The organism is Ideonella sp., assembly GCF_041287625.1.
In the GTDB taxonomy this organism is placed as follows: Bacteria; Pseudomonadota; Gammaproteobacteria; order Burkholderiales; family Burkholderiaceae_C; genus Ideonella.
In genome coordinates, this window is record NZ_JBGGNH010000010.1 from 78098 (window position 1) to 101421 (window position 23324).

Below are 23324 nucleotides of genomic sequence, written 5' to 3' on the forward strand. Positions count from 1 at the left end.
AAAACTTGGGGCGGCCCGGCGTTTTCTTGGTCTGTGAGCGGAAGGAGACTTGGATGTCCAACACCGTGGCGCTTCACATGGCGCTGGCCTGTGGCCTGCTGGCCGTGATTTACGGGTTTGTCCAGCGAGGCTGGATTCTCAGACAGGACGCCGGCAACCCGCGCATGCAGGAGATCGCCGCCGCGGTGCAGCAAGGTGCTGCCGCCTACCTGGCCCGGCAGTACAAGACGATTGCCGTGGTCGGCCTGGTGCTGGCGATCCTGATCGCCGTCTTCCTCGGGCCGCTGACAGCGGGCGGTTTCGTGGTCGGCGCGGTGCTCTCGGGCGCCTGCGGCTTCATCGGCATGAACATCTCGGTGCGGGCCAACGTGCGCACCGCGCAAGCCGCCACGCTGGGCATCGGCCCGGCGCTGAAGGTTGCCTTCCGCGGCGGCGCCATCACCGGCATGCTGGTGGTCGGCCTGGGCCTGCTGGGCGTGGGCATCTTCCTGATGTTCATCACCGGCAACCTGACGACCTCGCCGGAGCTGCTCAGCGCCACGCTGAAGCCGCTGCTGGGCCTGGCCTTCGGCTCCTCGCTGATCTCGATCTTCGCGCGGCTGGGCGGCGGCATCTTCACCAAGGGGGCGGACGTCGGCGCCGATCTGGTGGGCAAGGTCGAGGCCGGCATTCCGGAGGACGACCCGCGCAACCCGGCGGTGATCGCCGACAACGTGGGCGACAACGTCGGCGACTGCGCCGGCATGGCGGCCGACCTGTTCGAGACCTACGCGGTGACGCTGATCGCCACCATGTCGCTGGGCGCGCTGGTGGTGGCCGCGGCGCCGATGGCCGCGGTGGTCTACCCGCTGCTGCTGGGTGGCGTGTCCATCATCGCCTCCATCATCGGCTGCAGCGTGGTCAAGGCCTCGCCGGGCATGAAAAACGTGATGCCTGCGCTCTACCGCGGGCTGGCGGTGGCCGGCGTGCTGTCGCTGGTGGCGTTCTACTTTGTCACGACGATGTTCATGCCGGCCGATGCGCTGGGCGCCAACACCCACATGCGCCTGTTCGGCGCCTGCGCGGTGGGGCTGGTGCTCACGGCCGCGCTGGTCTGGATCACCGAGTTCTACACCGGCACGCAGTACAAGCCGGTGCAGCACATCGCCCAGGCCTCCACCACCGGCCACGGCACCAACATCATCGCCGGCCTGGGCGTGTCCATGCGCTCCACCGCCTGGCCGGTGTTTTTCGTCTGCCTGGCCATCCTCTTCGCGTACCAGCTGGCGGGGCTGTACGGCATCGCGACGGCGGCGACATCGATGCTGAGCATGGCCGGCATCGTCGTCGCGCTGGACGCCTACGGCCCGATCACCGACAACGCAGGCGGCATTGCCGAGATGGCCGACATGCCCGAAAGCGTGCGTGCCGTGACCGATCCGCTGGACGCCGTTGGCAACACCACCAAGGCCGTGACCAAGGGCTACGCCATCGGCTCTGCCGGCTTGGCCGCGTTGGTGCTGTTCGCCGACTACACCCACTCGCTGGAAGGCCGCGGGCTGCATGTGAGCTTCGACCTGAGCGACCCGCGGGTCATCGTCGGCCTGTTCATCGGCGGGCTGATCCCCTACCTGTTCGGCGCGATGGCGATGGAAGCCGTGGGCCGCGCGGCTGGCGCGGTGGTGGTCGAGGTGCGGCGCCAGTTCAAGGAGATCAAGGGCATCATGGAAGGCACGGCCAAGCCCGAGTACGGTCGCGCGGTGGACATGCTGACGACCGCGGCGATCAAGGAAATGATCGTGCCTTCGCTGCTGCCGGTGGTCGTGCCGGTCGTCGTCGGCATGGCGCTCGGTCCGGCCGCGCTGGGCGGGCTGCTGATGGGCACCATCGTCACCGGCCTGTTCGTCGCCATTTCGATGTGCACCGGCGGCGGCGCCTGGGACAACGCCAAGAAGTACATCGAAGACGGCCACCACGGCGGCAAGGGCAGCGAGGCCCACAAGGCCGCGGTCACCGGCGACACCGTCGGCGACCCGTACAAGGACACTGCCGGCCCGGCCGTCAACCCGCTGATCAAGATCATCAACATCGTCGCCTTGTTGATCGTGCCGCTCCTCTGATCTGCTGATCTGCCGCTCAGATGAGTGCCTGAGATCACGCCCGGCCCCGCGCCGGGCGCCACGACAGCCCCGGTCGGCGCTATCCTGGGCGCTGATGCAGATCACCTGGCTGACCGACGACATGCCGTTTCCCTCCACCGCGCGAGCGCTGGGGGAAGACAGCGACGCCCCTGGCCTCTTGGCCGCAGGCGGCGGGCTGTCGCCAGAGCGCCTGTGCGAGGCCTACCGCCACGGCATCTTCCCCTGGTATGCGCCAGGCCAGCCGGTGCTGTGGTGGAGCACCAGCCCACGCATGGTGCTGCCGGCGGCGGAGTTCAAGCTCTCGCGCTCGCTGCGCAAGACGCTGCAGCGTTTTGCCGCGTCGCCGGGCTGCGAAATCCGTTTCGACCACGACTTTCGCGCCGTGATCCAGGCCTGCGCATCCACCCCGCGCGACGGCCAGCCCGGCACCTGGATCGTGCCCGAGATGATCGACGCCTACGTCCGCCTGCACCGGCTGGGCGTGGCGCACAGCGTCGAGACCTGGATCGACGGCCATCTTGCCGGCGGGCTTTACTGCCTGAATCTGGGCCGCATGGTGTTCGGCGAATCCATGTTCGCCCACCGCACCGACGCTTCCAAGATCGCGCTGGCCGCGCTGGTCGCCTTCTGCCGGGCCGAACAGGTCCGCCTGATCGACTGCCAGCAGGACACCAGCCACCTGGCCAGCCTGGGCGCACGGCCGGTGCCGCGGGCCGAGTTCGAAGCCCATCTCGCCGCCACCGTGGCGGCACCCGAGCCGCCGCGCTGGGCCTATGATCCGCAGCATTGGCGCCTGCTGGGACTGGCCGAACCGTCGGCCAGCGAGCCGTCGCTCACCACCGGCCTCGCCGCGCCTGCCTCTCCCGCACCGTGACGCATCCGAAAGAGCTTCCGTTCACGTCGCTGCAGTTCTATGCAACGGCGCCCTACGACTGCAGCTACCTGCCTGAGCGGCAGGCCCGCTCGCAGGTGGCCACCCCCGGCCACCTGATCCACGCCGAGACCTACTCCGCGCTGGTCGCCAACGGCTTTCGGCGCAGCGGCCTGTTCACCTACCGGCCCTACTGCGACAGCTGCCGGGCCTGCCAGCCGATGCGCGTGCCGGTGGCCAGCTTCGTGCCCACGCGCAGCCAGCGCCGCGCCTGGGCACGCCACGGCCACCTGCAAAGCCGGGTGCTGCGGCTGGGCTTCGTGGCCGAGCACTACGAGCTGTACCTGCGCTACCAGGCCGGCCGGCACGCCGGCGGCGGCATGGACCAGGACAGCGTGGACCAGTACACCCAGTTCCTGCTGCAGAGCCGGGTCAACTCGCGCATGATCGAATTCCGCGAGCCCAACCTCGACGGCAAAGGCCCCGGCCTGCTGCGCATGGTCTCCATCGTCGACATCCTGTCCGATGGCCTGTCGGCCGTCTACACCTTCTACGACCCGGACGAGAAAGCCAGCTACGGCACCTACGGCGTGATGTGGCAGATCGAGCAGACCCGGCAGCTCAAGCTGCGCCACGTCTACCTCGGCTACTGGATCGCCGAGAGCCCGAAGATGGCCTACAAGGTGCAGTTCAAGCCCTACCAGCTGCTGCTGGACGGCGTCTGGCAGGACGCGGACTGACCGGCACAGGCTCGGGGTGGTGCGCCGATGCCGGGCCGCCGTGCAGTTCGTCGGCGCCATGCCACGCTTCGTCCCGGGCAGCGGCCGCCTGTCGCAAGCCGGTCTGGCACTCGCCAGCGTCACCTAGCATGCCGGGCATCGCAGCGGCACGGCATGTGCCGCTGCGCACCATCCACGTCTTGATGAAGGAGCCCACCCCATGACCTCCCGCCGCTTCCTGCTGTCGCTTTCCGCGATGGCTGCCGCCGCCCTGCCGCTGTCGCTGCTGGCACCCGCCACCGCGCATGCCATCGACATCAGCTTTGGCAACAGCACCAAGGTCCAGGGCTCGGGCAAGATGGTCGATGAAGTGCGCAGCGTCGGCGGCTTCACCCGGCTGCGGCTGGAAGGCAGCATGAACGTGGTCGCCAAGCCGGGTGCGAGCCAGAAGGTCACCGTGCATGCGGACGACAACATCCTGTCGCTGATCGTCACCTCGGTGGAAGGCGACACGCTGGTCCTGACCTACAAGCCGCACACCAGCATCAGCACCAACGGCGTGACCCGCATCACCGTCGAGTTCACCCAACTCACTGCTGTGGACTCGCGCGGCAGTGGCGACCTCAGCATCGAAGCCGTCAAGGGCGACAAGTTCCAGCTGAACCTGGCCGGTTCCGGCGACGTGAAGCTGCGCAATGCCGAGCTCGGCAAGCTGAGCACCAACCTGGCGGGCTCGGGCGACGTTTCAGTGCAAGGCCGCGCCGCGGACTTCGACGTCAACATCGCCGGCTCCGGCGACGTCAACGCACTCGACCTGCAAGCCCGCAACGTCAAGGCCAACATCGCCGGCAGCGGCGACGCCCGCGTCAACGCCAGCGACACGCTGAACGGCCAGATCGTCGGCTCCGGCGACATCAGCTACACCGGCAACCCCAAGGTCAGCCGCAGCGTGGTGGGCTCGGGCGACGTGCGCCCGGCAAAATAGGCCGCGCCCCTGAGACAGGCACGGGCGCAGCGCTGGGGCAAGCAGCAGCAGGCGCAGTCGCTTCGGCTATCGTTCACGGTGCGTCTTCACTGTGCTCACCTCATGCCGAAACCTTCTGTGCCTCTTTCGTGGCTGCTCGCAACAGCGCTTTCCGCCTTTGCCGCAGCACCTGTCCAGGCGACACCCGCCGGCACATTGCCTGCGGCCTCGCTTGCCAGCACCGCCACGCCGCGCATCGGCAAGATCCAGATCCCCGGCGACCCGCGCTTTGTTGCCATCGCCCGCGACGTGTTGCTGGTGCAGGCCGCCTACACGCCGGATTTCGCCTCCCAGTCCGGCCTGGTCGACGACGCCCTGCGCTTGCCCTCCTTCGCGCCGCAACACGTCGCGGCCCTGACCAAGCGCCTGCGCGCCGACATGGCCCAGTTGCGCGCCCTGCCCTGGCGCCATTGGCCGGTGGACCAGCAGATCGACCTGCGCTGGGTGTATGCCAATGCCGAGCGCATGGACCGCGAGCTCAACGTCGAGCGCCTGTACCTGCACCGCCCTGGCGCGTGGCTGGAAACCACGGCCAACAGCTACCTGGCCATCCTCACCTACGCGCCCGACCGCAGCGACGCGCTCGGCATCATCGCTGGCCAGATCCCGGACCTGGTCCGCGAAATGAGCGCGCTGTGCCAGCCCACGCAGGTGGACGCGGAAGTTGCCCAAGGCCTGCTGGAGGGCATGATCGCGATGCTCAAGGCCAGGCCCGTGCCGCAGGGCGATGCGGCCATCGCCGCGCTGGCCGCCTACCGGCATCAACTGGCGAACGGCAAGTTCGCGCAGTCGTATGCCGTCGTCGGCGCCGAGAACTACGCCTGGCGCCTGCAACACGCCAGCCTGCTGCCTTGGGACCCGGCCGCGCTGCTGGCACTGGCCGAGCAGAAGCTGGCCACGGCCGACGCGGAGATGGCCAGGCTCAAGCCGCAGTTGCCGCCGCCCGGACCGCTCTCGCCCGAGCTGAAGCAGCAGGCCGCCGCGCTGGACCAGGCCGCGGTGCTGGCGCTGCACGACCAGATCCAGGTGCAGAACCTGGCCGCGATCCAGTCCGCCGGCTTTGTCACCGTGCCGCCGGGGGTCGGCCCGGTCCGCGCCCGCGTCACGCCCGACGCAATGGTGCCGCTCACCGGCGACGGCGGCAGCATGAATCCGCCGCCGCCCTTCATCGACGACAAGGTCGGCTGGTGGAACATCGGCCACTTCAACCCTGCCATGCCGCAGGAAGAGCGCGAGCGCAATGTGCGCGGCCTCGCACTGTTCCGGGAGACCGGCATGGGGCCGTATGCGGTGCACGAAGGCGTGCCCGGCCACCACCTGCAGCTCAGCATTGCCCGCCTGAACCCCAACCCGCTGCGCAACCTGTTCCAGGATGCCGTGCAGAACGAAGGCTGGGCCTTGTATGCCGAGCAGGAGATGTGGGAGCAAGGCGGCCTCGGCAACTCGCTGGCCGCGCAATACAACGTGCTGCGCAGCGACCGCTTCCGCATCCGCCGCGTGGTCTACGACGTGAACGTCGAAACCGGCAAGTGGACGCTGCAGCAAGGGGCCGACTGGAAGGACGAAGCCCAACCCGGCAAGGGCGAGCTGGACCCGGAGATCAAGCGCAGCGTCAACTGGCCGGCCCAGCTGATCTGCTACTTCGCCGGCAAGCAGCAAATCCTGGCGCTGAAGGCCGAATACAAGAAGAAGATGGGCGCGCAGTACTCCGAGCGCCGCTTCAACGACGAACTGCTGGCCATGGGCTCCATTCCCTACGTGTTCGCCCGCGCCAAGATGCTGGGCGAGCCGGTGCCAGGGTTTTGACCGGGAAGCAAAACGGGCCGGGGGCAGTTCAACTGCCACCCGGCCCGCTGAGCGCCATGCAACACGCGCTCGGTAGAAACAAGCCGCTCAGCGCAGCTTGAACTGAGCAACCACGCCGGCCAGGCTGCCGGCCTGCTCGCGCAGGCTCTCGGCGGCCGCGGCGGACTGCTCCACCAACGCGGCGTTCTGCTGCGTCATCTGGTCCAGCTGGGTCACCGAGGTGTTGACCTGGCCAATGCCCTCGCTCTGCTCGCGCGCGGCGGCGGTGATCTCGCCGATGATGTCGGTCACGCGCTTCACGCTGGCGACGATGTCGTTCATCGTGCTGCCCGCGTCCTGCACCAGGCGCGAGCCGGCTTCCACCCGGTCCACGCTGCTGCCGATCAAGGCCTTGATCTCGCGCGCGGCCTCGGCCGAACGCTGGGCCAGCGAACGCACTTCGCTCGCCACCACCGCAAAACCACGGCCCTGCTCACCCGCGCGCGCCGCTTCCACCGCGGCATTCAGCGCCAGGATGTTGGTCTGGAAGGCAATGCCATCGATGGTGCCGATGATGTCGGCAATCTTGCGCGAGCTGTGCTGGATCTCGTCCATCGTGGACACCACCTGCGCCACCACCGCGCCACCGCGCTGCGCCACTTCCGCGGCGGACGAGGCCAGCTGGTTGGCCGTGTGGGCCGATTCGGCGCTCTGCTTCACCGTGCCGGTCAGCTGCTCCATCGAGCTCGCCGTCTGCTGCAGGTTGGAAGCCGTCTGCTCGGTGCGCATGCTCAGGTCGGCATTGCCGGTGGCGATCTCGGTCGACGCGGTACCGATGCTGTCGGTCGACGCCCGCACATTGCCCACCACCCGCGCCAGCTCGCCGTTCATGTGCTTCAGCGCGCGCATCAGCTCGCCGAATTCATCGCCGCGGCGGTCGTCGATCTGCTGCGTCAGGTCGCCCGCGGCAATTGCCTTGGACACCTCAATGGCACGCCGCAGCGGCAGCCGGATCGAACCCACCAGCCGATGGATCGCAAACAGCGACAGCAGGCCAACGATGATCGCGCCAATGCTGCCCTGCAAAACGATGCGCTGCTGCGCCGCGTCCGCATCGGCCAGCGCCTGCTCGCCCTTCTTGCGCTGCAGGTCCACGAACTGCTCGATGCTGGCCAGGTAGGTCAGCGTGGCCGGTGCGTACTCGGCCTTCAGCATCGCGGCGGCGCCTTCCTTGTCGCCCGCCGCGCCCAGGTCACCCGTCTTCTTGCTCGCTGCCACGAGCGCCTTGCCGTTGGCGCCCACCGTCTTCAGCAAAGCCTGGTCTTCCGGCGTCTGCGCCTGCTTGGCCAGGCCCTCGCGCAGCTTGGCGATGCGCGGCGCGTCATTCGCCAGGTTGTCCTTGAACAGCTCACGCAAGGCCGGGTCGCCGCTCACCGACACCGCCATGCCCCGCGCCACCGCCGCCTCGGTCAAGCCCTTCCACAACACCGACTTGGCGATCATGTCGTGCGTGTCGGCCAGCGCCGCCACCGACTCGCGCCGCACCAGCTCGGCCCGCCAAAGCGTCAGCCCCGCGATCGACAGCACGGCCACCAGCAGCAGCAGAATCGTCGCCCACAACTTGCGCGACACGGAGACATTGTTCAAGTTCATCGTCTACATCCTTGTTCGGTCCCGCACGGCACACAGCCGTCGGTATGCCGGGTATCGACATTGCACCGTGCCGCTGCATGGGGCCAAACCCCGACAAGCGAGGCCAAATCCACGCATCTGCGAAGCCTGGCATGTCGAGCGGTGACCGAGACGGAAGACTCGTCAACAGGGGGACTGAAACGGCGGCCGCATCACCTTGACGTGACGCGTGCATTTTCCCGGCGGATTCAGAGACTGAACCGGCTCACCCAGCGCAGGCCGGGCACGTCGGCGAAGTCCTTGGCATTGCGGTGACCCGCGTGCAGCCCGGCGCAATGGCCACGGATGCGATCTGCGCGTCCGCAAACGACAGCACCCTGCCCGGGCCGCACCTTCAGCTCGCAGCTGTGCGTGAAAACAGTCGCTCGATGCACCGACGCCAGATGTTCCCCTCTGTGTCCTCGCGGGACGGGCCTCCTGGCCCTTGTCCCTCAGAAGGAGGATTGCCCGCGTGCGACCGGCGGACCACCATCGCCCCGCTGCGCGGCCGTCCCGCGCCGGGAGAACCGCCCCATGTCCACACCCTTGACCCACGGCCAGCGCATTGGCCTGGCCAGCCTGCTCTATGCCGTGCTGGTGGCCTGCCTGATGGCGGTGGCCTGGAAGAGCGGGCAGCAACCCGGCCACGCGAAGCCGCGGGTGAACGAAATGCTGTCGTTCGAGCGGCTGGCATCGCCGTCATGCGACGAAATCGAGACCGGCAAGCTGGTGCTGAAGGTCGAAGGCATGGACACCGGGCTGCGCGCAGTCGGCTGCCAGGACGGGCCCAAGCCGGTCGCCACCTTCTGGTTCCACCATGGCGACACCAAGCTGCCCGCTGACGCCGACCAAGCGGTGTGGACCGTGATCCTCGGCCAGCCGTTGAGCTCGGTGAAAGACGGCCGCACGCTGGGCTACGAGCTGGTGCAGACCAACGAAGACGGCAAGACCGCCCACCTCTCCCCCCGCGGCCAGCAATTCAGCTTCGCCATCTTCGCCTGGTGGTCGCCCGTGGCCTTCGCCATCGTGGGCTACGTCTGGGCGCTGCTGATCTACCTCGCCCGCTTTTCCGCCCTGCTGCGCGACGGCGCGGTGCCCGGCACGCCGCTGGCCCACCGCACCTTCAGCCTGGCCAAGACACAGATGGCCTGGTGGTTCGCCATCGTCTTCGCGTCGTTTGTGTTCCTCTGGCTGGTGACCGGCGAGATGCCGGTGATCAGCGGCCAGGCGCTGGCGCTGATGGGCATCTCCAGCGCCACCACGCTGGCCTCGGTCGGCGTCGCGTCCGACCGCAAGGCCGACGCCGGCAACTCCGGCGTGTTCTTCCACGACTTGCTGAGCGACGCCAACGGCCTGACCATCCACCGGCTGCAGATGCTGGTGATGACGGTGGCGCTGGGCCTGATGTTCCTGGTCCACGTTGGCACCCGGCTGACCATGCCGGAGCTGGACCCGTCCATCCTCACGCTGATGGGCCTGAGCGCCGGTACCTACGTGGGCCTGAAACTGCCCGAAGCCCAGGCGCCGAACACGCCGCCGCCCAGCCCGCCCCCGCCGCCCGCAGTGGACGGCCAGCGGGGCTGAGAGGCTGAGCGGCCGCTCAGCCTTCTGTCACGGCTCGCAGCAGCAAACCGTCTCCGTCCACCGCCACGCTGAGCTGCGTGTAGCCGCCCACCACCGGGTGCGGCGTCTGCATTGGCGTGGCATGCGTGGTGCCAATCACCATCACCGAAGCGCCCGCCGCCTCGGCCGCGGCAATGCCGGCCGGGGCATCCTCCCAGACCAGGCAGTCATGCGCCGCCACACCCAGCAGCTTTGCCGCCAGCAGGAAACAGTCCGGTGCCGGCTTGCCATGGGCCACGTCGTCGCCGGTGACGACCACCGCCGGCAGCGGCAGCCCCGCGGCGTGCACCCGGCGCAGCGCCAGCGCCCGCGGCGCCGAGGTCACCAGCGCCCAGCGCGCTGGCGGCAGCGCGGCCAGGAAGGCCTGGGCGCCCGGAATCTCCACCAAGCCGACCACGTCGTCCAGTTCCGCCTGCAGGATGGCCTCGGCTTCGAGGTCCACGTCCATGCCCGGCGTCTGCCAGTCCCGCACCGTGTCGATGGCCCGGCGGCCGTGCAGCGTGTGGCCCACCGCCACCGGGTCCAGCCCGTGCTTGACGGCCCACTGGCCCCACACGCGGTTCACCACCGCAATGCTGTTGAGCAAGGTGCCGTCCATGTCGAACAGGAAGGCGGCGAACTTCTTTTGCGTCAGCGTCAATGTCACGCGGGGCGTCCGGTGGGTGGAAACCCCGAGATCTTAGAGGCTGGCGGTGACGGCCTGGTGCTACCCCAGCCACTCCCTCGCCTTGCCCAGCCCGAACTTCCAAACCTTGCTGAGCTCCACGTGCGGCATCGACGGGATCTCGCCTGGGTCCACCGCCACGTCCACCACCACCGGCCCCGGCGTGGCCAGCGCGCGGGCCACCGTCTCGCCCAGCTGCCCGGGTTGGGTGATGCGGAAACCGGTGCCACCGCAGGCCTGGGCGAACATCGCGAAGTCCGGGTTGCGCATGCCCACGCCCTTCTTGAACGCCGGCAGCCCGGCGTCTTCCATTTCCAGGTGCACCAGCCCCCAGCCAGCGTTGTTGAAGACGAACACCTTCAGCGGCAAGCCATGCTGCACCGAGGTGGCGAACTCCTGCATCAGCATGCCGAAGCCGCCGTCGCCGCACATCACGATGACCTGGCGCTGCGGATCCAGTGCCTGCACGCCATTGGCAATGCCCAGCGCCGTGCCAACGGCCGCGTTGTTGAACGAGCCGGTGATGGCCTGCCGGCCGCGTGGCCGCAGCCAGTTCGCGGTCCACAGCGTGACCTCGCCGGTGTCCACGCAGAACACCGCATCGTCCGCTGCCAGGTCGCTCACGCTGCGCGCCAGGGCCTGCGGATGGATGCGGTCCTTGCTGCGCGCGGGGTCGGCTTTTTCGGCCAGCATCTGCTGCCACGAGGCCCAGCTCTTCTGCAGGCCGTGCAGGAAAGAAGCATCCGTGCGCGACTGCACCCGCTCGCGCAGCGCCGCCACGGCCGGCCGGCACGAACCGACGACGGCCTGCGTCACCGGCAGGCGCCGGCCGATGGCAAAGGCCCGCTCGTCGACCTGGATCACGGTGGCCTTCTGCGGCAGGAACTCGCTGTACGGATAGTCGCTTCCGATCATCAGCAGCAGGTCGCAGCCGTGCACCGCGTCGTAGCCGGCCTTGGAGCCGATCAGCCCCAGCCCGCCGACCACGCGCGGGTCATCGAAGGCGAACTGGTCCAGCGCGCGGTAGGTGTGCACGATGGGCGCCTGCAACCTGTCCGCCAACGCCAGCACCTCGGCATTGGCCTCGGCCCCGCCGTGGCCGACGAACAGCGTGATGGTCCTGGCCGCGTCGATCAGGCGCACTGCGGCCTCGATGTCGGCTTGCGACGGCAGCGTTTCCGGCCGCGGGCGCAGCGTGCCCGGGCTGCGCGCCGGCCTGGACGTCTTGGCGGCGAACACGTCCTGCGGAACGTTCAGCAGCGCCACGCCGCGGCGCCCGTAGGCAGTCGCAATCGCCTCGTGGATCTGCGCCGGGGCGGCGTCCGCGGAAGCGATCGTCGCGGCGTACAGGCATGCGTCCCGAAACGCCTGCACATGGTCGGCCGCCTGCAGGTGGTCGATGCCGCCAAGCGAGGTCGGCACGTCGCCGGCAATCGCCAGCACCGGCGCGTGATCATGCCGCGCCTCGTACAGCCCGGCCAGCAGGTGGTTGCCGCCCGGCCCGGTCGTGCCGGCGCACACACCCAACCGCCCGGTCAGCTTCGCCTGGCCAGCCGCCGCCAGCGCCGCGCCTTCCTCATGCCGCACGCCCAGCCAGCGCATGCGCTCGTCGCGCCGGATCGCATCGGTGAAGGGATTCAGCGCATCGCCCACCACGCCGAACACCTGCGTCGCGCCAATGTCGCCCAAGGTCGCGGTGAGCAATTCCCCAACAGTCTTGGCCATGTGTGGTCTCCATTCCGGTGAACGGTCGATGCTGCCCCGCCGAACCCGTGCCAGACGCCTCGCGCAGTCCGATTCGGCTGTCGGATCAGTCCTGCGCCGGACCACAATGCAGGCCATGAAACTCGCAGTGGATGTTCACCTTGATGGCACCGGCGGCCAGGCCGCAGCCGTGGCGTTCGACGAATGGGGCGCGGCCGAAGCCGAGCGCACCTTCGTGACCCGCGTGGCAGCGCTGGACAAGCCGGCGCGCGGCGAGCCGGACTTGCGCGAACTGCATTGCATCCTGGAACTGCTGCGCCAGCACGCGCTGCAGCCCGAGGTGATCCTGATCGATGGCTTCGTGTTCCTGGACGCGCAGGACACGCCAGGCCTGGGCCAGCGGCTTTACCAGGCACTGGGCGGGCGGGCGGCGGTGGTCGGGCTGTCGAAGACGGCCATGGCCGAGACACCGGCGCAGTTCGAGCTGTACCGCGAGGAAGAGGCCAGGCCGCTGGTCATCACCAGTGTGGGGCTGGACCTCGGTTCGGCCAAGGCCCGGGTGCGGGCCATGCACGGCAGGCGCCGAGTGCCCACGCTGATGAAGCTGGCGGCCAGGCTGGCCAAGGGCAGCGTGGAAACTTGAAGCTGCGCGCCCTCGGTGGGGACTCAGCGCGCAGTGGGTGCGCCGTTGCCCATCTTCCAGTCATTGCACTGGAAGTACCCCTTTTCGGTGAAGAAGTCGGCCAGGCTGCCGTCGCCGTGCACCATGGTGCCGCTGGTGCAGACCAGCACCGCCGACGAATTGGACTCCTCCTTCAGCCGGTTGCCCGCGTTCATGGAGTCCGCGGTGAACCGGCTCAGCGGGAACAGCAGCGAAAGCACCCCCGCCGCTACCGCGAGGATGACGATGGCCCGGCGAAGCTCGCTGCGGGATTCATTGCCGGCAGTGGGGTGCCGGCGGTCGTAGGTGCGGGTAGAAGATGGCATGGCGTCTGGCAGCGTCTGTTGAAGGGCTGTGAGGCGGCGAAGGACCGATCAAAACTGCAAACCGGCAAGCTGCATCGGATCAGTCCCGCTCATCGGCACAAGGGCGACCGACTGAAGTCCTTTCTGAAGCCCCTCAAATGTAAAAAAATGACCTTTCGGCGCCGGCCCGCCGCTTGCCTTGATTTCGCAACCCTGGCCCCGACGTGGCAAGCTTGGCCCCCACCTTGCTCACCGGTGCTGTGACCACACGCCACGACTTCCACCCCGCCGTCCAGGCCTGGTTCGACCAGACCTTCCCTGCGCCCACCCCCGCGCAGGCCGCCGCGTGGCCGGCCATCCAGCGTGGGCAGCACACGCTGGTGGCCGCGCCTACCGGCTCCGGCAAGACGCTCACCGCCTTCCTCGCCGCGCTGGACGCGCTGGTGCGCCGGGGCCTTGCCCACAACGGCCTGCCCGACGAATGCGCCGTCGTCTATGTTTCGCCATTGAAGGCGCTGTCGAACGACATCCGGTTGAACCTGGAAGCGCCGCTGGCCGGCATCCGCCAGCAACTGGCAAAGCTCGGCCTGCCGGACGTGAACATCCGCACCGCCGTGCGCACTGGCGACACCCCTGCGGCCGAGCGCCAGCAGGCGCTGCGCCGGCCGCCGCATGTGTTCGTCACCACGCCGGAATCGCTTTACGTGCTGATGGGTTCGGCCTCGGGCCGCAAGCTGCTGGCCACGGTGCGCACCGTGATCGTCGACGAAATCCACGCGCTGGCCGCCAGCAAACGCGGCAGCCACCTCGCGCTGACGCTGGAGCGGCTGCAGGCGCTGTGCAATGCGCCGCTGGTTCGGGTCGGCCTGTCCGCCACGCAAAAGCCGATTGACGAGGTCGCGCGATTCCTCACCGGCGGCAAGCCCTGCGAAGTCGTCGACATCGGCTACACCCGCCAGCGTGACCTGGCGCTGGAGCTGCCGCCCACGCCGCTCAGCGTGGTCATGTCCACCGACCAGTGGGACCAGGTCTACGACCGCATCCAGCAACTCGTCGCCACGCACCGCACGACCCTTGTTTTTGTCAACACCCGGCGCATGGCGGAGCGCGCCGCGCGCCACCTGGGCGAGCGCCTGGGCCGCGAGGCGGTGGCCGCGCACCACGGCAGCCTGTCGAAAGAAGCGCGGCTGCTGGCCGAGCAGCGCCTGAAGGCCGGCGAGCTGCAGGTGCTGGTGGCCACCGCCTCGCTGGAGCTGGGGCTGGACATTGGCGACGTGGACCTGGTCTGCCAGCTTGGCTCGCCGCGCGCCATCGCCACCTTCCTGCAACGCGCCGGCCGTTCAGGCCACCACGTGGGCGGCGTGCCCAAGGCGCGGCTGTTCCCGCAGTCGCGGGACGAACTGGTCGAATGCGCCGCGCTGCTGGATGCCGTGAACCGCGGCGAGCTGGACGCGCTGCATGTGCTGCCCGCGCCGCTGGACGTGCTGGCCCAGCAAATCATTGCCGAGGTGGCCTGCCAGGAATGGCATGAAGACGCGCTGTTCGACCTGGTGCGCCGCGCCTGGCCCTACCGCGAACTGACGCGCGAGCGCTTCAACGAAGTCGTGCGCATGGTCTCCGAAGGCTTCAGCACCCGCCAGGGCCCGCGCGCCGGCTACGTGCACCGCGACGCCGTGCACCACCAGCTGCGCGAGCGCAAGGGTGCGCGCATGACCGCCCTCACCTCCGGCGGCACCATCCCCGAGTCCGGCGACTACACCGTGGTGCTGGAACCGCAGGCCGACAAGATCGGCAGCGTCAACGAAGACTTCGCGGTCGAGAGCATTGCCGGCGACGTGTTCCAGCTCGGCAACACCAGCTACCGCATCCTGCGTGTGCAGCCCGGCGTGGTGCGGGTGGAAGACGCGCAGGGCGCCGCGCCCAACATCCCGTTCTGGCTCGGCGAAGCGCCCGGCCGCACGGCCGAACTCTCGTTTGCCGTCTCCCGCCTGCGGGCGGACTTCGAGCGCCAATGGCTGGCTGGCACGCCGGAAGAAGCGGTTGCCTGGGCGCGCGACACGCTGGCGCTGGACGATGCCGCCGCGCGCCAGCTGGTGGACTACCTGGGCCGCAGCCTGGCCGCGCTCGGCGTGCTGCCCACGCAGCAGCGCGTGGTGCTGGAGCGCTTCTTCGACGAGAGCGGCGGCATGCAGCTGCTGATCCATTCGCCGCGCGGCAGCCGGCTCAACCGCGCCTGGGGCCTGGCGCTGCGCAAGCGCTTTTGCCGCCAGTTCAACTTCGAGCTGCAGGCCGCGGCGACGGAAGACGCCATTGTGCTGTCGCTGTCCACCAGCCACAGCTTCCCGCTCGAAGAAGTCGCCCGCTACCTGAACAGCAAGACCGCCCTGCATGTGCTCACGCAGGCGCTGCTGGACGCGCCGCTGTTCGGCGTGCGCTGGCGCTGGAACGCCACCACCGCGTTGGCCCTGCCGCGCATGCAGGGGGGCCGCAAGGTGGCGCCGCAACTGCAGCGCATGAAGTCCGAAGACCTGCTGGCTGCCGTGTTCCCGGACCAGGTCGCCTGCCTGGAAAACATCGTCGGCGAACGCGAGATCCCGGACCATCCCCTCGTCGCCCAGACGCTGGATGACTGCCTGCACGAAGCGATGGATGCCGAAGGCTGGCTGGCCGTGCTGCGCCAACTCGAAGCCGGCGAGCTGGAAGTCATTGCCCGCGACCTGACCGGCCCTTCGCCGCTGGCCGCCGAAGCGCTGAACGCCAAGCCCTACGCCTTCCTGGACGACGCGCCGCTGGAAGAGCGCCGCACGCAAGCCGTGCAGAACCGTCGCTACACCGACCCCGAAAGCGCCGACGACCTGGGCCGCCTGTCCCCCGAAGCGATAGAAGCCGTGCGCGACGAAGCCTGGCCCCGCGCCCGCGACGCCGACGAAATGCACGAGGCCCTCAGCGCGCTCGGCCTGCTGACCGACGCCGAGGCCGCAACCAACCTCGGCTGGAGCGGCTGGCTCGCCGCGCTGGCCCGCGCCAGCCGCGCCACTCGCCTGTCCAATGGTTCGTGGACAGCCGCCGAACGGCTGGCCGAGGCGCAGGCGCTGTACCCCGAAGCCGCGCTGCATCCACCGCTGAAAGCGCTACCTGAATACGCCAACACCGGCCCGCGGGAAGACGTTCTGCGCGAACTGCTGCGCGCCCGCTTGGGCGGCCTGGGCCCGGTCACGCAAGCCACCTTGGCAGCCAGCCTGCAACTGCCGCCCGGCGAGGTCGAAGCTGCACTGCTGCGGCTGCAGAGCGAAGGCTCGGTGATGCAGGGCCGCTTCACGCCCGGCGCCACCGAAATGGAATGGTGCGAGCGCCACTTGCTGGCCCGCATCCACCGCTACACCTTGAAGCGCCTGCGCCAGGAGATCGAACCGGTCGAGCCGCGGGACTTCGTGCGTTTCCTGTTCGACTGGCAGCAGGTCGGCTCCGGCCACCAGGTCGAAGGTGCCGAGGCGCTGCCGGCCATGCTGGCCCAGCTCGAAGGCTACGAAGCGCCGGCCGGCCAATGGGAAGCCGAGATCCTGCCGGCCCGCGTGCGGGACTACAGCAGCTCCTGGCTGGACGAGCTTTGCACGGCCGGCCGCACCACCTGGACCCGCCTGCGCCCCACGGCCACGAACGGCGGCAAAGGCGGCAGCGTCAGCGGCTCGCTGCGCAGCACGCCCATCCTGCTGCTGCCGCGACGCAGCGCCGCGCAGTGGGCGCGCATCGCCCCAGCACCGACCGAAGACGCCGCGCTCGGTTCCCGCGCCCAGCGCCTGGCGGACCACCTCGCCACGCACGGCGCCTCGTTCTTCGACGAAATGCAGCAAGGCACCCGCCTGCTGCAGAGCGAGCTGGAAGACGCGCTGGCCGAACTCGTGGTGCGTGGCCGCGCCAGCTGCGACAGCTTCGCCGGCCTGCGCGCGCTGATGGTGCCGGCGTCCAAGCGCCCGTCCGCCCACGCCAGCAGCCGCTCGCGCCATCACGCCCCGCGCCGCCCGCTGTTCGGCATTGAAGACGCCGGCCGCTGGTCGCTGGTCCGCGCGCAGGCCGCTTCAGACAGGCCCGTCGCCGAAGACCTCGAACACGTCGTCAAGACGCTGCTGCGCCGCTACGGCGTCATCGCCTGGCGCCTGCTGGAGCGCGAACCCGCATGGCTGCCGCCGTGGCGCGACCTGGTGCGGGTCTGCCGCCGGCTGGAAGCGCGCGGCGAGCTGCGCGGCGGCCGTTTCATCGCCGGCGTCTCGGGCGAACAGTTCGCACTGCCCGAGGCCGTGGCCCGCATGCGCGAAGTGCGTCGCCAGCCCCCCGGCAACACGCTCGTCTGCCTCGCCGCAACGGACCCCGCCAACCTGCTCGGCACCGTGCTGCCCGGCCCCAAGCTGCCGCGCACCGCCGGCAACCGTGTGCTCTACCGCAACGGCCTGCCGGTCGCCACGCTGGTCGCCGGCGAAGTGGCGCTGCTGGTGGACATGCCAGCCGAGGAAAAGCAGCTCGCCACGCGCACCTTGTTGACGGAGCCGGGCGCACGCAGCTGGCTCGGCGCCTCGCCTGCCGCGCTGCCGGGCTGAGCCCACCCGCCGCCTTGCGTTGCATCCAGCAACGACTGGTACGCTGGTGTCGAATGGGCGCTCGCCGCGCCCTGGCAAGATCCCCGCCCACACGCCGGCCATGCGCTGAAATGAACTTCAAACAAGACTTCGCCGACGATCCCGAAGACCAGCAGCACACGCCTGCTGAACGCGCTGCCGCAGGCGCCCGCAGCACCTGGGTCAGCGTGGGGGTCAACCTGGTGCTCACCAGCATGCAGGTGACCGTCGGCATCCTGGCCAAGTCCCAGGGCCTGGTGGCAGACGGCATCCATTCGCTGTCAGACCTGGTGGCCGACTTCGTGGTGCTGCTGGCCGGCCACCATGCCCAGAAGGACGCCGACGAAGACCACCCGTATGGCCACCAGCGCTTCGAGACCGCGGCCTCGCTGGTGCTGGGTGCGCTGCTGCTGGGCGTCGGTGTTGGCATGCTGTGGTCAGCCTTCCGCAAGCTTGAGCAGCCTGAACTGGTGCAGCAGGTCCATGTGGTCGCGCTGTGGGTGGCAGGCGGCGCGCTGGTGGCGAAGGAGCTGCTGTTCCGCTACATGCTCTCGGTCGCCAAGCGGGTCAAATCCAGCATGCTGGTGGCCAACGCCTGGCATGCCCGCTCAGACGCGGCGTCCTCGCTGGTGGTTGGCATCGGCATTGCCGGCAACCTGGCCGGCTACCCGATCCTGGACCCCATCGCCGCGCTCATCGTCGGCTTCATGGTCGCCAAGATGGGCTGGAGCTTCGCCTGGGACGCGCTGCACGACCTGACAGACCGCGCAGTGGACGAGCAGGAAGTCAGCGCGATCCGGCAGACGCTGGCCGACACGCCCGGCGTGAAAAACGTGCACGACATCCGCACCCGCAAGATGGGCGACATGATCGTGGTCGACGCACACCTTGAGGTGGACGCGACCCTCAGCGTCGAAGCCGGCCACGACATCGCAGTCGTTGCCCGGCAGCGCGTGCTGCAACGCCACCGCGTGCTGAACCTGATGACCCACGTGGACCCCTGGCGCCGCCCGGACCTGGACCACGCCGCGACAGCGCCCTCGCCTGCACGCTGAACGGCGCTGGCGCGCATCAGCCGCGCCGGGCCTTCTCGATCGCCGCGATGTCGATCTTGCCCATGGTCATCATCGCGTCGAAGGCTCGTTTGGCCGCTGCCGGATCCGGGCCGGTGATCGCGTCCATCAGCACGCGCGGCGTGATCTGCCACGACAGGCCCCACTTGTCCTTGCACCAGCCGCAGGCGCTTTCTTGGCCGCCATTGGAAACGATGGCGTTCCAGAGGCGGTCCGTCTCCGCCTGGTCATCGGTCGCGATCTGGAACGAAAACGCCTCGGTCTGCTTGAACGCCGGCCCGCCGTTCAGGCCCAGGCAGGGAATGCCCGCCACGGTGAATTCGACCGTGAGCACATTGCCCTGCTTGCCGGCGGGATAGTCACCCGGCGCGTGGTGCACCGCAGTGACTTTGCTGTCGGGAAAGGTTTCGGCGTAGAAGGTCGCTGCATCAAGGGCCGTGCCGTCGTACCAGAGGCAGATGGTGTTCTTGCTGACCATGTCGGGTGTCTCCTGCAGGGTTGAGGCGAACAGTATGTCGCTGGCTGCGGGCCGCCAAGGCCATCGCCCCGGATGCGCTCATGGTCCTTGTTGGCGGGAACGGATGGCTGACCTCAAGTTTGAGGATGCCCGATGGCATCGGTCGGCGCGTGGCCATCGCACGAGCAACAGCGCGTCCGTTGCAGGGCGATACTGTCGACGACTGCCGCCGTGAGCCTGCGGCACACCAGAAGAAATTTGGGGAGCGTCTGAGTTGAGCAGCGGCAACTTTGACTTTCTGGCCAACTGGTCCACGCGGTGGATGAACGCCGAGTTCGTCAATCGCGCCTTCGCTCAGGACGGCGGTGCGAAGCAACTCGACCAGCTGCTTGGCGGGAAGCTCGAAGAAGTGATCGCAAAGCTGACCGAATCCTTGTGGGCCCAGGTGGCTTGAACGCCACTTCGCAAGCCCTCTTCATCACAGACGCAATAGACAAGATCCCTCATGGAAGTCAAAGCACAGGTTCACAACATCTCCAAGCTCAAGGACTACTACTTCCTCGTTCCTGACTATCAGCGTGAATACGTCTGGAAAGTGGACGACCAAGTGGAGCAGTTCCTCGGTGACATTGCCAACGAGTTCGAGCCAGGCGCCAAAAGTCAAAGCAGCTACTTCCTGGGTTCCATCATCATCGTCAGGAACGACGATGGGAAATACGACGTCATCGATGGCCAGCAGCGCCTCACCACCACAGTGCTGACGGTGTGTGCGTTTCGCGATCTGCTGAAGGGGCAGGCGAAGGGGCAGGCGCTCGATGCCATGCAGACCCACTACTTCCAGACCATTGAGAGCTGGCTGTCCGGCTTTGACATGGAAACCAATGAGGTTCAGGTTCGGCTCGAACTGCAGTACGAAGAAAGCCGTGATTTCCTGTCGAAACTCATCCAGGGCCAACTGGACACTACCGACGAGACCGCTTCTATCCAGAAGATGCGACAGGCGTATGAGCGCATACGAAGTCACCTGGAGCAATACCTTGCCACCGGCCTTCAGGCGCTGACGGAGTACGCACAATACTTCCTCACTAAGATCGACTTGGTGATCATCGAATCCGAAAACCTCAGCAGCGCGCTCAAGATATTTGAAACCATCAACCAGCGCGGCGCTGGGCTCAACGCGATGGACTTGGTGAAGAACCTGCTGTTTCGAGAGGCCAAGGAATCCGAATTCGCGCAGATCAAGCAGCGCTGGCAGGAGATCACTGCACACCTGAAACTCGCGGGTGAGGGCGATAGCCCACTGCGGTTCTTGCGCTACTTCCTCATGGCGCGCTACCACCAGGGCATCCTCCGTGAAGATGATATCTACAAGTGGATCATCTCCGCGGAAGGCAAGCGGGCGTTGGGATATGAACTGCAGCCCTTGAAGTTCGCCGCAGAGTTGGAGCGCGGATGCCGCCGATACGCCGCGCTGGTCCAGGCCACCGAGTTGCTCAATGATGGTGGCGAGTACCCGGCCGTCACACGCATCGGCTTCATCAACAAGGTCAAGTCTCGCCAGCACCTCATCCTGTTGCTGGCGCTAGATCATGCCTGTCCGGCCAGCACCATTAACTACCTGGCCGCGCAGATCGAAAGCGTGTTCTTCTACAGCATCACCCTTGGCATTCAGGCCAAAAACAACGAACGGCTCTTCTCCCAATGGGCCGCCAACCTTCGTGGACTCAAAGACGAAGCCGCCATTGCGACAGTAGTGGATGCCACGCTGCGCCCCTACCTTCAGGGCAAGCTGGAAGAGTTCCGTCAGCGCTTCCTGGCATTGCGAGATTCCGACTACGACCCGTTGTACCGCTTGCGCTACGTGCTAGGCCGCATGGAAAACACCTTGCTTGCCCAATGCAACACCCCGCAGAAGGGACTGCGGTTCATCGATGGGTTGCAAATCGAGCACATCCTGCCCCAGACCCCTCGAAATGGGTTGATCCCGCTCCACTGGGGTCTGGCGCGAGGCGAATACGACAACCATGTCTACCGTCTGGGGAATGTCACCCTGCTTGAGAGCACGATCAATCAAGCTGTGGCAAAACACAATGACCTGAACGGCCCCTGGTTCGCCGAGAAGCAGAAGGAATACGTCAAGTCCGGCTTGCTGAGCACCCAACTGCTGGATCACAACTTTTCGATTGGTGTGCGCACAGCGGTGAACCGCCTCAAGCCCAGCTACGGCTTCAACTTTGTAACCTGGGATGCGCAAGCGATCCAACAACGCCAGGGGCTTCTATTGGAATTGGCGATGGACACATGGACCCTGGGTGGTCGCCGCCTCGACGCATAGAAGCACATCAACGCCAGCCTGACTGGATTTTCTGCTATCGCCCCGGCGGCACCGAGGGCTCGTGATGCGCCGATTCGCTAATCGGCTGGAAGCCAGGTTGAAGGCTGCGGAAACTGCGGCGGGGCGGCTCACGCCGGCTTTGTTGGCCAAGGCGTTTCGGGAGGAATTGGTGCCGCAGGATCCGGATGACGAGCCGGCGAGTGAGTTGCTGCGGCGGCTGGCGGAAAGCCGGGCGCAAGGTGCCGGTGCGCGGGCGGGGCAAGCGGGCTGCGGCGAGCCAGGGTGCCTCAGCAGGCGCGTCCTCGTACCGTGCACTACCCGGCAGAGCCGCCGCGACGCCAATTGACCACGGTCAGCCCCGCCACGCGCGCAAAGTGCCGCTCGTTGTCGCTGACCAGCATTGCGCCCATCGCCAGGGCGTGCGCTGCGATCATTTCGTCGAAGTCGCCAATGGGCGTGCCGGCCAGGCGCAGTTGCGCGCGCAGGCGGCCATGGGCCTCGGCGGCAACTTGGTCCCAGGGGGCCGTGGTCGTCGCCGCAAAGAAGAGTTGCGCCGCACGCGCCAGCTTGGCGGCCTCCGGCCGCAAGGCCAGGCCGAAGCAGATTTCGGCGTGTGTGATGGCCGAGATGCACCAGGCAGAGCGGTCCAGGTCCTGCAGCTTCGCGTCCATCGCGGCAGAACCGCGCATGACGGCGCTCACCGCATTGGTGTCGAGCATGTACAGCGTCATGCGCCCTCACCGGCCGGCTCGTCGTCCATGCCGGCGAATGGATCGCGAGCCGCCCTTCCCTGTGCCCGCTCCGCCTGCGACAGGAAGCCCTCGGGCACCGCGCCAAGCTCCGCCCGCGCCGCCATGAACGCCGCGTAGGGCTCGCGTGGCTGATCGGAGAGCACCACATCACCATCGGCATTGCGGCGCACGTAGACCACATCCCCGGCAAACCGGAACTCGGCCGGTAGGCGGATGGCCTGGCTCCCGCCCGTCATGAACACGCGCGCCTGCTTGGCCATGGTCTGCTCCTCATGAGTCGATGTATGTACATGATATACATACACCCCATCGCCAACAACCCTGCCGCGCGCAGGATGTTGGCTTGTCGAAGAGAGCTGGCGCGTACCTCGATGAAAGCATTCGACAGGCTTGTCCCGTTCAACAAGCCAGGGCGAACGGCGGCCTGCAGCTCAGTGTGCCGGCGCGGCGCCGGCCGCAATCGTTTCCAGCCGCGCCACCGCCTCGGCCGGCAGCTGCAGCTCAGCCGCCGCCAGGTTCTCGCGCAAGTGCGTGACGGACGAGGTGCCGGGGATGAGCAAGATGTTGGGCGCGCGCCGAAGCAGCCAAGCGAGCGCGACCTGCATTGGCGTGGCGCCAAGGCGCTCTGCCACATCCGATAGCGTCGAAGACTGAAGCGGCGTGAAGCCGCCGAGCGGGAAGAACGGCACATAGGCGATGCCGTCGCGGGCAAGGTCGTCGATCAGGTCGTCGTCGTCGCGATGCGCCACATTGTAATAGTTCTGCACGCAGACGATTTCGCAAATTCGGCGAGCTTCCGCGATCTGCGCCGCGTTGACGTTGCTCAGCCCGATGTGGCGCACCAGGCCCTGCCGCTGGAGATCGGCCAGGACAGTGACTGGCGCTTCGAGCGATCCCTCGGCCGGGCGAAGCGCGTCGAACATACTGCGGAGATTGACCACGTCGAGCAC

At 67.8% G+C, this 23324-nt stretch carries 19 protein-coding genes; 11 read left to right on the forward strand and 8 right to left on the reverse strand.

The genetic code is table 11. From position 1 onward, the window contains the following. Window positions 1–53 precede the first annotated feature (53 nt). The 5 genes from ACAH41_RS02490 (at window position 54) to ACAH41_RS02510 (ending at window position 6540) form a co-directional block, all read left to right on the forward strand. Window positions 54–2099: a sodium-translocating pyrophosphatase gene (locus ACAH41_RS02490; RefSeq protein ID WP_325649140.1), complete on the forward strand. Its 2046-nt coding sequence runs from the start codon at window positions 54–56 to the stop codon at window positions 2097–2099. Window positions 2100–2193: 94 nt separating this feature from the next. After that, complete coding sequence (gene aat, locus ACAH41_RS02495) at window positions 2194–2994, forward strand: leucyl/phenylalanyl-tRNA--protein transferase (protein ID WP_325649139.1); 801 nt, start codon at window positions 2194–2196, stop codon at window positions 2992–2994. Then, complete coding sequence (locus ACAH41_RS02500; protein ID WP_325649137.1) at window positions 2991–3731, forward strand: arginyltransferase; 741 nt, start codon at window positions 2991–2993, stop codon at window positions 3729–3731. The genes aat and ACAH41_RS02500 overlap by 4 nt, the downstream gene beginning before the upstream one ends. Window positions 3732–3930: 199 nt before the next feature. Continuing rightward, on the forward strand, window positions 3931–4695 hold the full coding sequence (locus ACAH41_RS02505; protein ID WP_325649136.1) for a head GIN domain-containing protein: 765 nt from the start codon (window positions 3931–3933) through the stop codon (window positions 4693–4695). A 102-nt stretch (window positions 4696–4797) separates the two neighbouring features. Then, a complete protein-coding gene (locus tag ACAH41_RS02510; protein WP_325649134.1) occupies window positions 4798–6540 on the forward strand; it encodes a DUF885 family protein in 1743 nt (580 codons plus the stop codon). 87 nt (window positions 6541–6627) lie between these two features. On the opposite strand, the gene ACAH41_RS02515 is transcribed toward ACAH41_RS02510, so the two are convergent. After that, a complete protein-coding gene (locus ACAH41_RS02515) occupies window positions 6628–8172 on the reverse strand; it encodes a methyl-accepting chemotaxis protein (protein WP_325649133.1) in 1545 nt (514 codons plus the stop codon). 552 nt (window positions 8173–8724) lie between these two features. Here ACAH41_RS02515 and ACAH41_RS02520 point away from each other — a divergent pair. Beyond that, window positions 8725–9774, forward strand: coding sequence for a hypothetical protein (locus ACAH41_RS02520; RefSeq protein WP_325649131.1), 1050 nt, complete (start codon window positions 8725–8727; stop codon window positions 9772–9774). Between the two features lie 16 nt (window positions 9775–9790). Here the strand turns inward: ACAH41_RS02520 and ACAH41_RS02525 are convergent, their stop codons facing one another. Together ACAH41_RS02525 and ACAH41_RS02530 are read right to left on the reverse strand one after the other, a co-directional pair. Further along, complete coding sequence (locus ACAH41_RS02525) at window positions 9791–10459, reverse strand: HAD-IA family hydrolase (RefSeq protein ID WP_325649130.1); 669 nt, start codon at window positions 10457–10459, stop codon at window positions 9791–9793. A 60-nt stretch (window positions 10460–10519) separates the two neighbouring features. Continuing rightward, window positions 10520–12202: a thiamine pyrophosphate-dependent enzyme gene (locus ACAH41_RS02530; RefSeq protein ID WP_325649129.1), complete on the reverse strand. Its 1683-nt coding sequence runs from the start codon at window positions 12200–12202 to the stop codon at window positions 10520–10522. 115 nt (window positions 12203–12317) lie between these two features. Between ACAH41_RS02530 and ACAH41_RS02535 the strand changes: the two genes are divergently transcribed. Then, on the forward strand, window positions 12318–12824 hold the full coding sequence (locus tag ACAH41_RS02535) for an endonuclease V (RefSeq protein ID WP_325649128.1): 507 nt from the start codon (window positions 12318–12320) through the stop codon (window positions 12822–12824). A gap of 23 nt (window positions 12825–12847) precedes the next feature. On the opposite strand, the gene ACAH41_RS02540 is transcribed toward ACAH41_RS02535, so the two are convergent. Beyond that, entirely contained in the window at window positions 12848–13168 is a 321-nt protein-coding gene (locus ACAH41_RS02540; RefSeq protein ID WP_325649126.1) for a hypothetical protein, read from the reverse strand. A 203-nt stretch (window positions 13169–13371) separates the two neighbouring features. Between ACAH41_RS02540 and ACAH41_RS02545 the strand changes: the two genes are divergently transcribed. Both ACAH41_RS02545 and ACAH41_RS02550 read left to right on the forward strand, forming a co-directional pair. Beyond that, a complete protein-coding gene (locus ACAH41_RS02545) occupies window positions 13372–17739 on the forward strand; it encodes a DEAD/DEAH box helicase (RefSeq protein ID WP_325649124.1) in 4368 nt (1455 codons plus the stop codon). Between the two features lie 110 nt (window positions 17740–17849). Next, a complete protein-coding gene (locus ACAH41_RS02550; RefSeq protein WP_325649122.1) occupies window positions 17850–18812 on the forward strand; it encodes a cation diffusion facilitator family transporter in 963 nt (320 codons plus the stop codon). A 16-nt stretch (window positions 18813–18828) separates the two neighbouring features. Here ACAH41_RS02550 and ACAH41_RS02555 read toward each other — a convergent pair whose 3' ends face one another. Then, window positions 18829–19308 (reverse strand): VOC family protein, encoded by a 480-nt coding sequence (locus ACAH41_RS02555; protein WP_325649120.1) that lies wholly within the window; start codon window positions 19306–19308, stop codon window positions 18829–18831. Window positions 19309–19561: 253 nt separating this feature from the next. On the opposite strand from ACAH41_RS02555, the gene ACAH41_RS02560 reads away from it, so the two are divergent. Both ACAH41_RS02560 and ACAH41_RS02565 read left to right on the forward strand, forming a co-directional pair. Beyond that, a complete protein-coding gene (locus tag ACAH41_RS02560; protein WP_325649118.1) occupies window positions 19562–19741 on the forward strand; it encodes a hypothetical protein in 180 nt (59 codons plus the stop codon). A 51-nt stretch (window positions 19742–19792) separates the two neighbouring features. After that, window positions 19793–21622 (forward strand): DUF262 domain-containing HNH endonuclease family protein, encoded by a 1830-nt coding sequence (locus ACAH41_RS02565; protein ID WP_325649116.1) that lies wholly within the window; start codon window positions 19793–19795, stop codon window positions 21620–21622. 314 nt (window positions 21623–21936) lie between these two features. Here ACAH41_RS02565 and ACAH41_RS02570 read toward each other — a convergent pair whose 3' ends face one another. The 3 genes from ACAH41_RS02570 to ACAH41_RS02580 form a co-directional block, all read right to left on the reverse strand. Then, the gene (locus tag ACAH41_RS02570; RefSeq protein ID WP_325649114.1) at window positions 21937–22353 is read right to left on the reverse strand and encodes a PIN domain-containing protein; all 417 of its coding nucleotides are present in this window, start codon (window positions 22351–22353) and stop codon (window positions 21937–21939) included. Beyond that, window positions 22350–22634, reverse strand: coding sequence for an AbrB/MazE/SpoVT family DNA-binding domain-containing protein (locus tag ACAH41_RS02575; RefSeq protein WP_325649113.1), 285 nt, complete (start codon window positions 22632–22634; stop codon window positions 22350–22352). Before ACAH41_RS02575 ends, ACAH41_RS02570 begins: the two co-directional genes overlap by 4 nt. Window positions 22635–22805: 171 nt before the next feature. Beyond that, window positions 22806–23324 (reverse strand): oxidoreductase (locus ACAH41_RS02580; RefSeq protein WP_370538152.1); only part of this gene is annotated, 519 nt, incomplete at its 5' end.

Excerpts from the sequence above, each read along its gene's own strand:
- ACAH41_RS02490 (WP_325649140.1), top strand. The coding sequence starts at position 54 with ATGTCCAACACCGTGGCGCTTCACATGGCGCTGGCCTGTGGCCTGCTG.
- aat (WP_325649139.1), top strand. The coding sequence starts at position 2,194 with ATGCAGATCACCTGGCTGACCGACGACATGCCGTTTCCCTCCACCGCG.
- ACAH41_RS02505 (WP_325649136.1), top strand. The coding sequence starts at position 3,931 with ATGACCTCCCGCCGCTTCCTGCTGTCGCTTTCCGCGATGGCTGCCGCC.
- ACAH41_RS02510 (WP_325649134.1), top strand. The coding sequence starts at position 4,798 with ATGCCGAAACCTTCTGTGCCTCTTTCGTGGCTGCTCGCAACAGCGCTT.
- ACAH41_RS02515 (WP_325649133.1), bottom strand. The coding sequence starts at position 8,172 with ATGAACTTGAACAATGTCTCCGTGTCGCGCAAGTTGTGGGCGACGATT.
- ACAH41_RS02520 (WP_325649131.1), top strand. The coding sequence starts at position 8,725 with ATGTCCACACCCTTGACCCACGGCCAGCGCATTGGCCTGGCCAGCCTG.
- ACAH41_RS02530 (WP_325649129.1), bottom strand. The coding sequence starts at position 12,202 with ATGGCCAAGACTGTTGGGGAATTGCTCACCGCGACCTTGGGCGACATT.
- ACAH41_RS02535 (WP_325649128.1), top strand. The coding sequence starts at position 12,318 with ATGAAACTCGCAGTGGATGTTCACCTTGATGGCACCGGCGGCCAGGCC.
- ACAH41_RS02540 (WP_325649126.1), bottom strand. The coding sequence starts at position 13,168 with ATGCCATCTTCTACCCGCACCTACGACCGCCGGCACCCCACTGCCGGC.
- ACAH41_RS02550 (WP_325649122.1), top strand. The coding sequence starts at position 17,850 with ATGAACTTCAAACAAGACTTCGCCGACGATCCCGAAGACCAGCAGCAC.
- ACAH41_RS02555 (WP_325649120.1), bottom strand. The coding sequence starts at position 19,308 with ATGGTCAGCAAGAACACCATCTGCCTCTGGTACGACGGCACGGCCCTT.
- ACAH41_RS02565 (WP_325649116.1), top strand. The coding sequence starts at position 19,793 with ATGGAAGTCAAAGCACAGGTTCACAACATCTCCAAGCTCAAGGACTAC.
- ACAH41_RS02570 (WP_325649114.1), bottom strand. The coding sequence starts at position 22,353 with ATGACGCTGTACATGCTCGACACCAATGCGGTGAGCGCCGTCATGCGC.
- ACAH41_RS02575 (WP_325649113.1), bottom strand. The coding sequence starts at position 22,634 with ATGGCCAAGCAGGCGCGCGTGTTCATGACGGGCGGGAGCCAGGCCATC.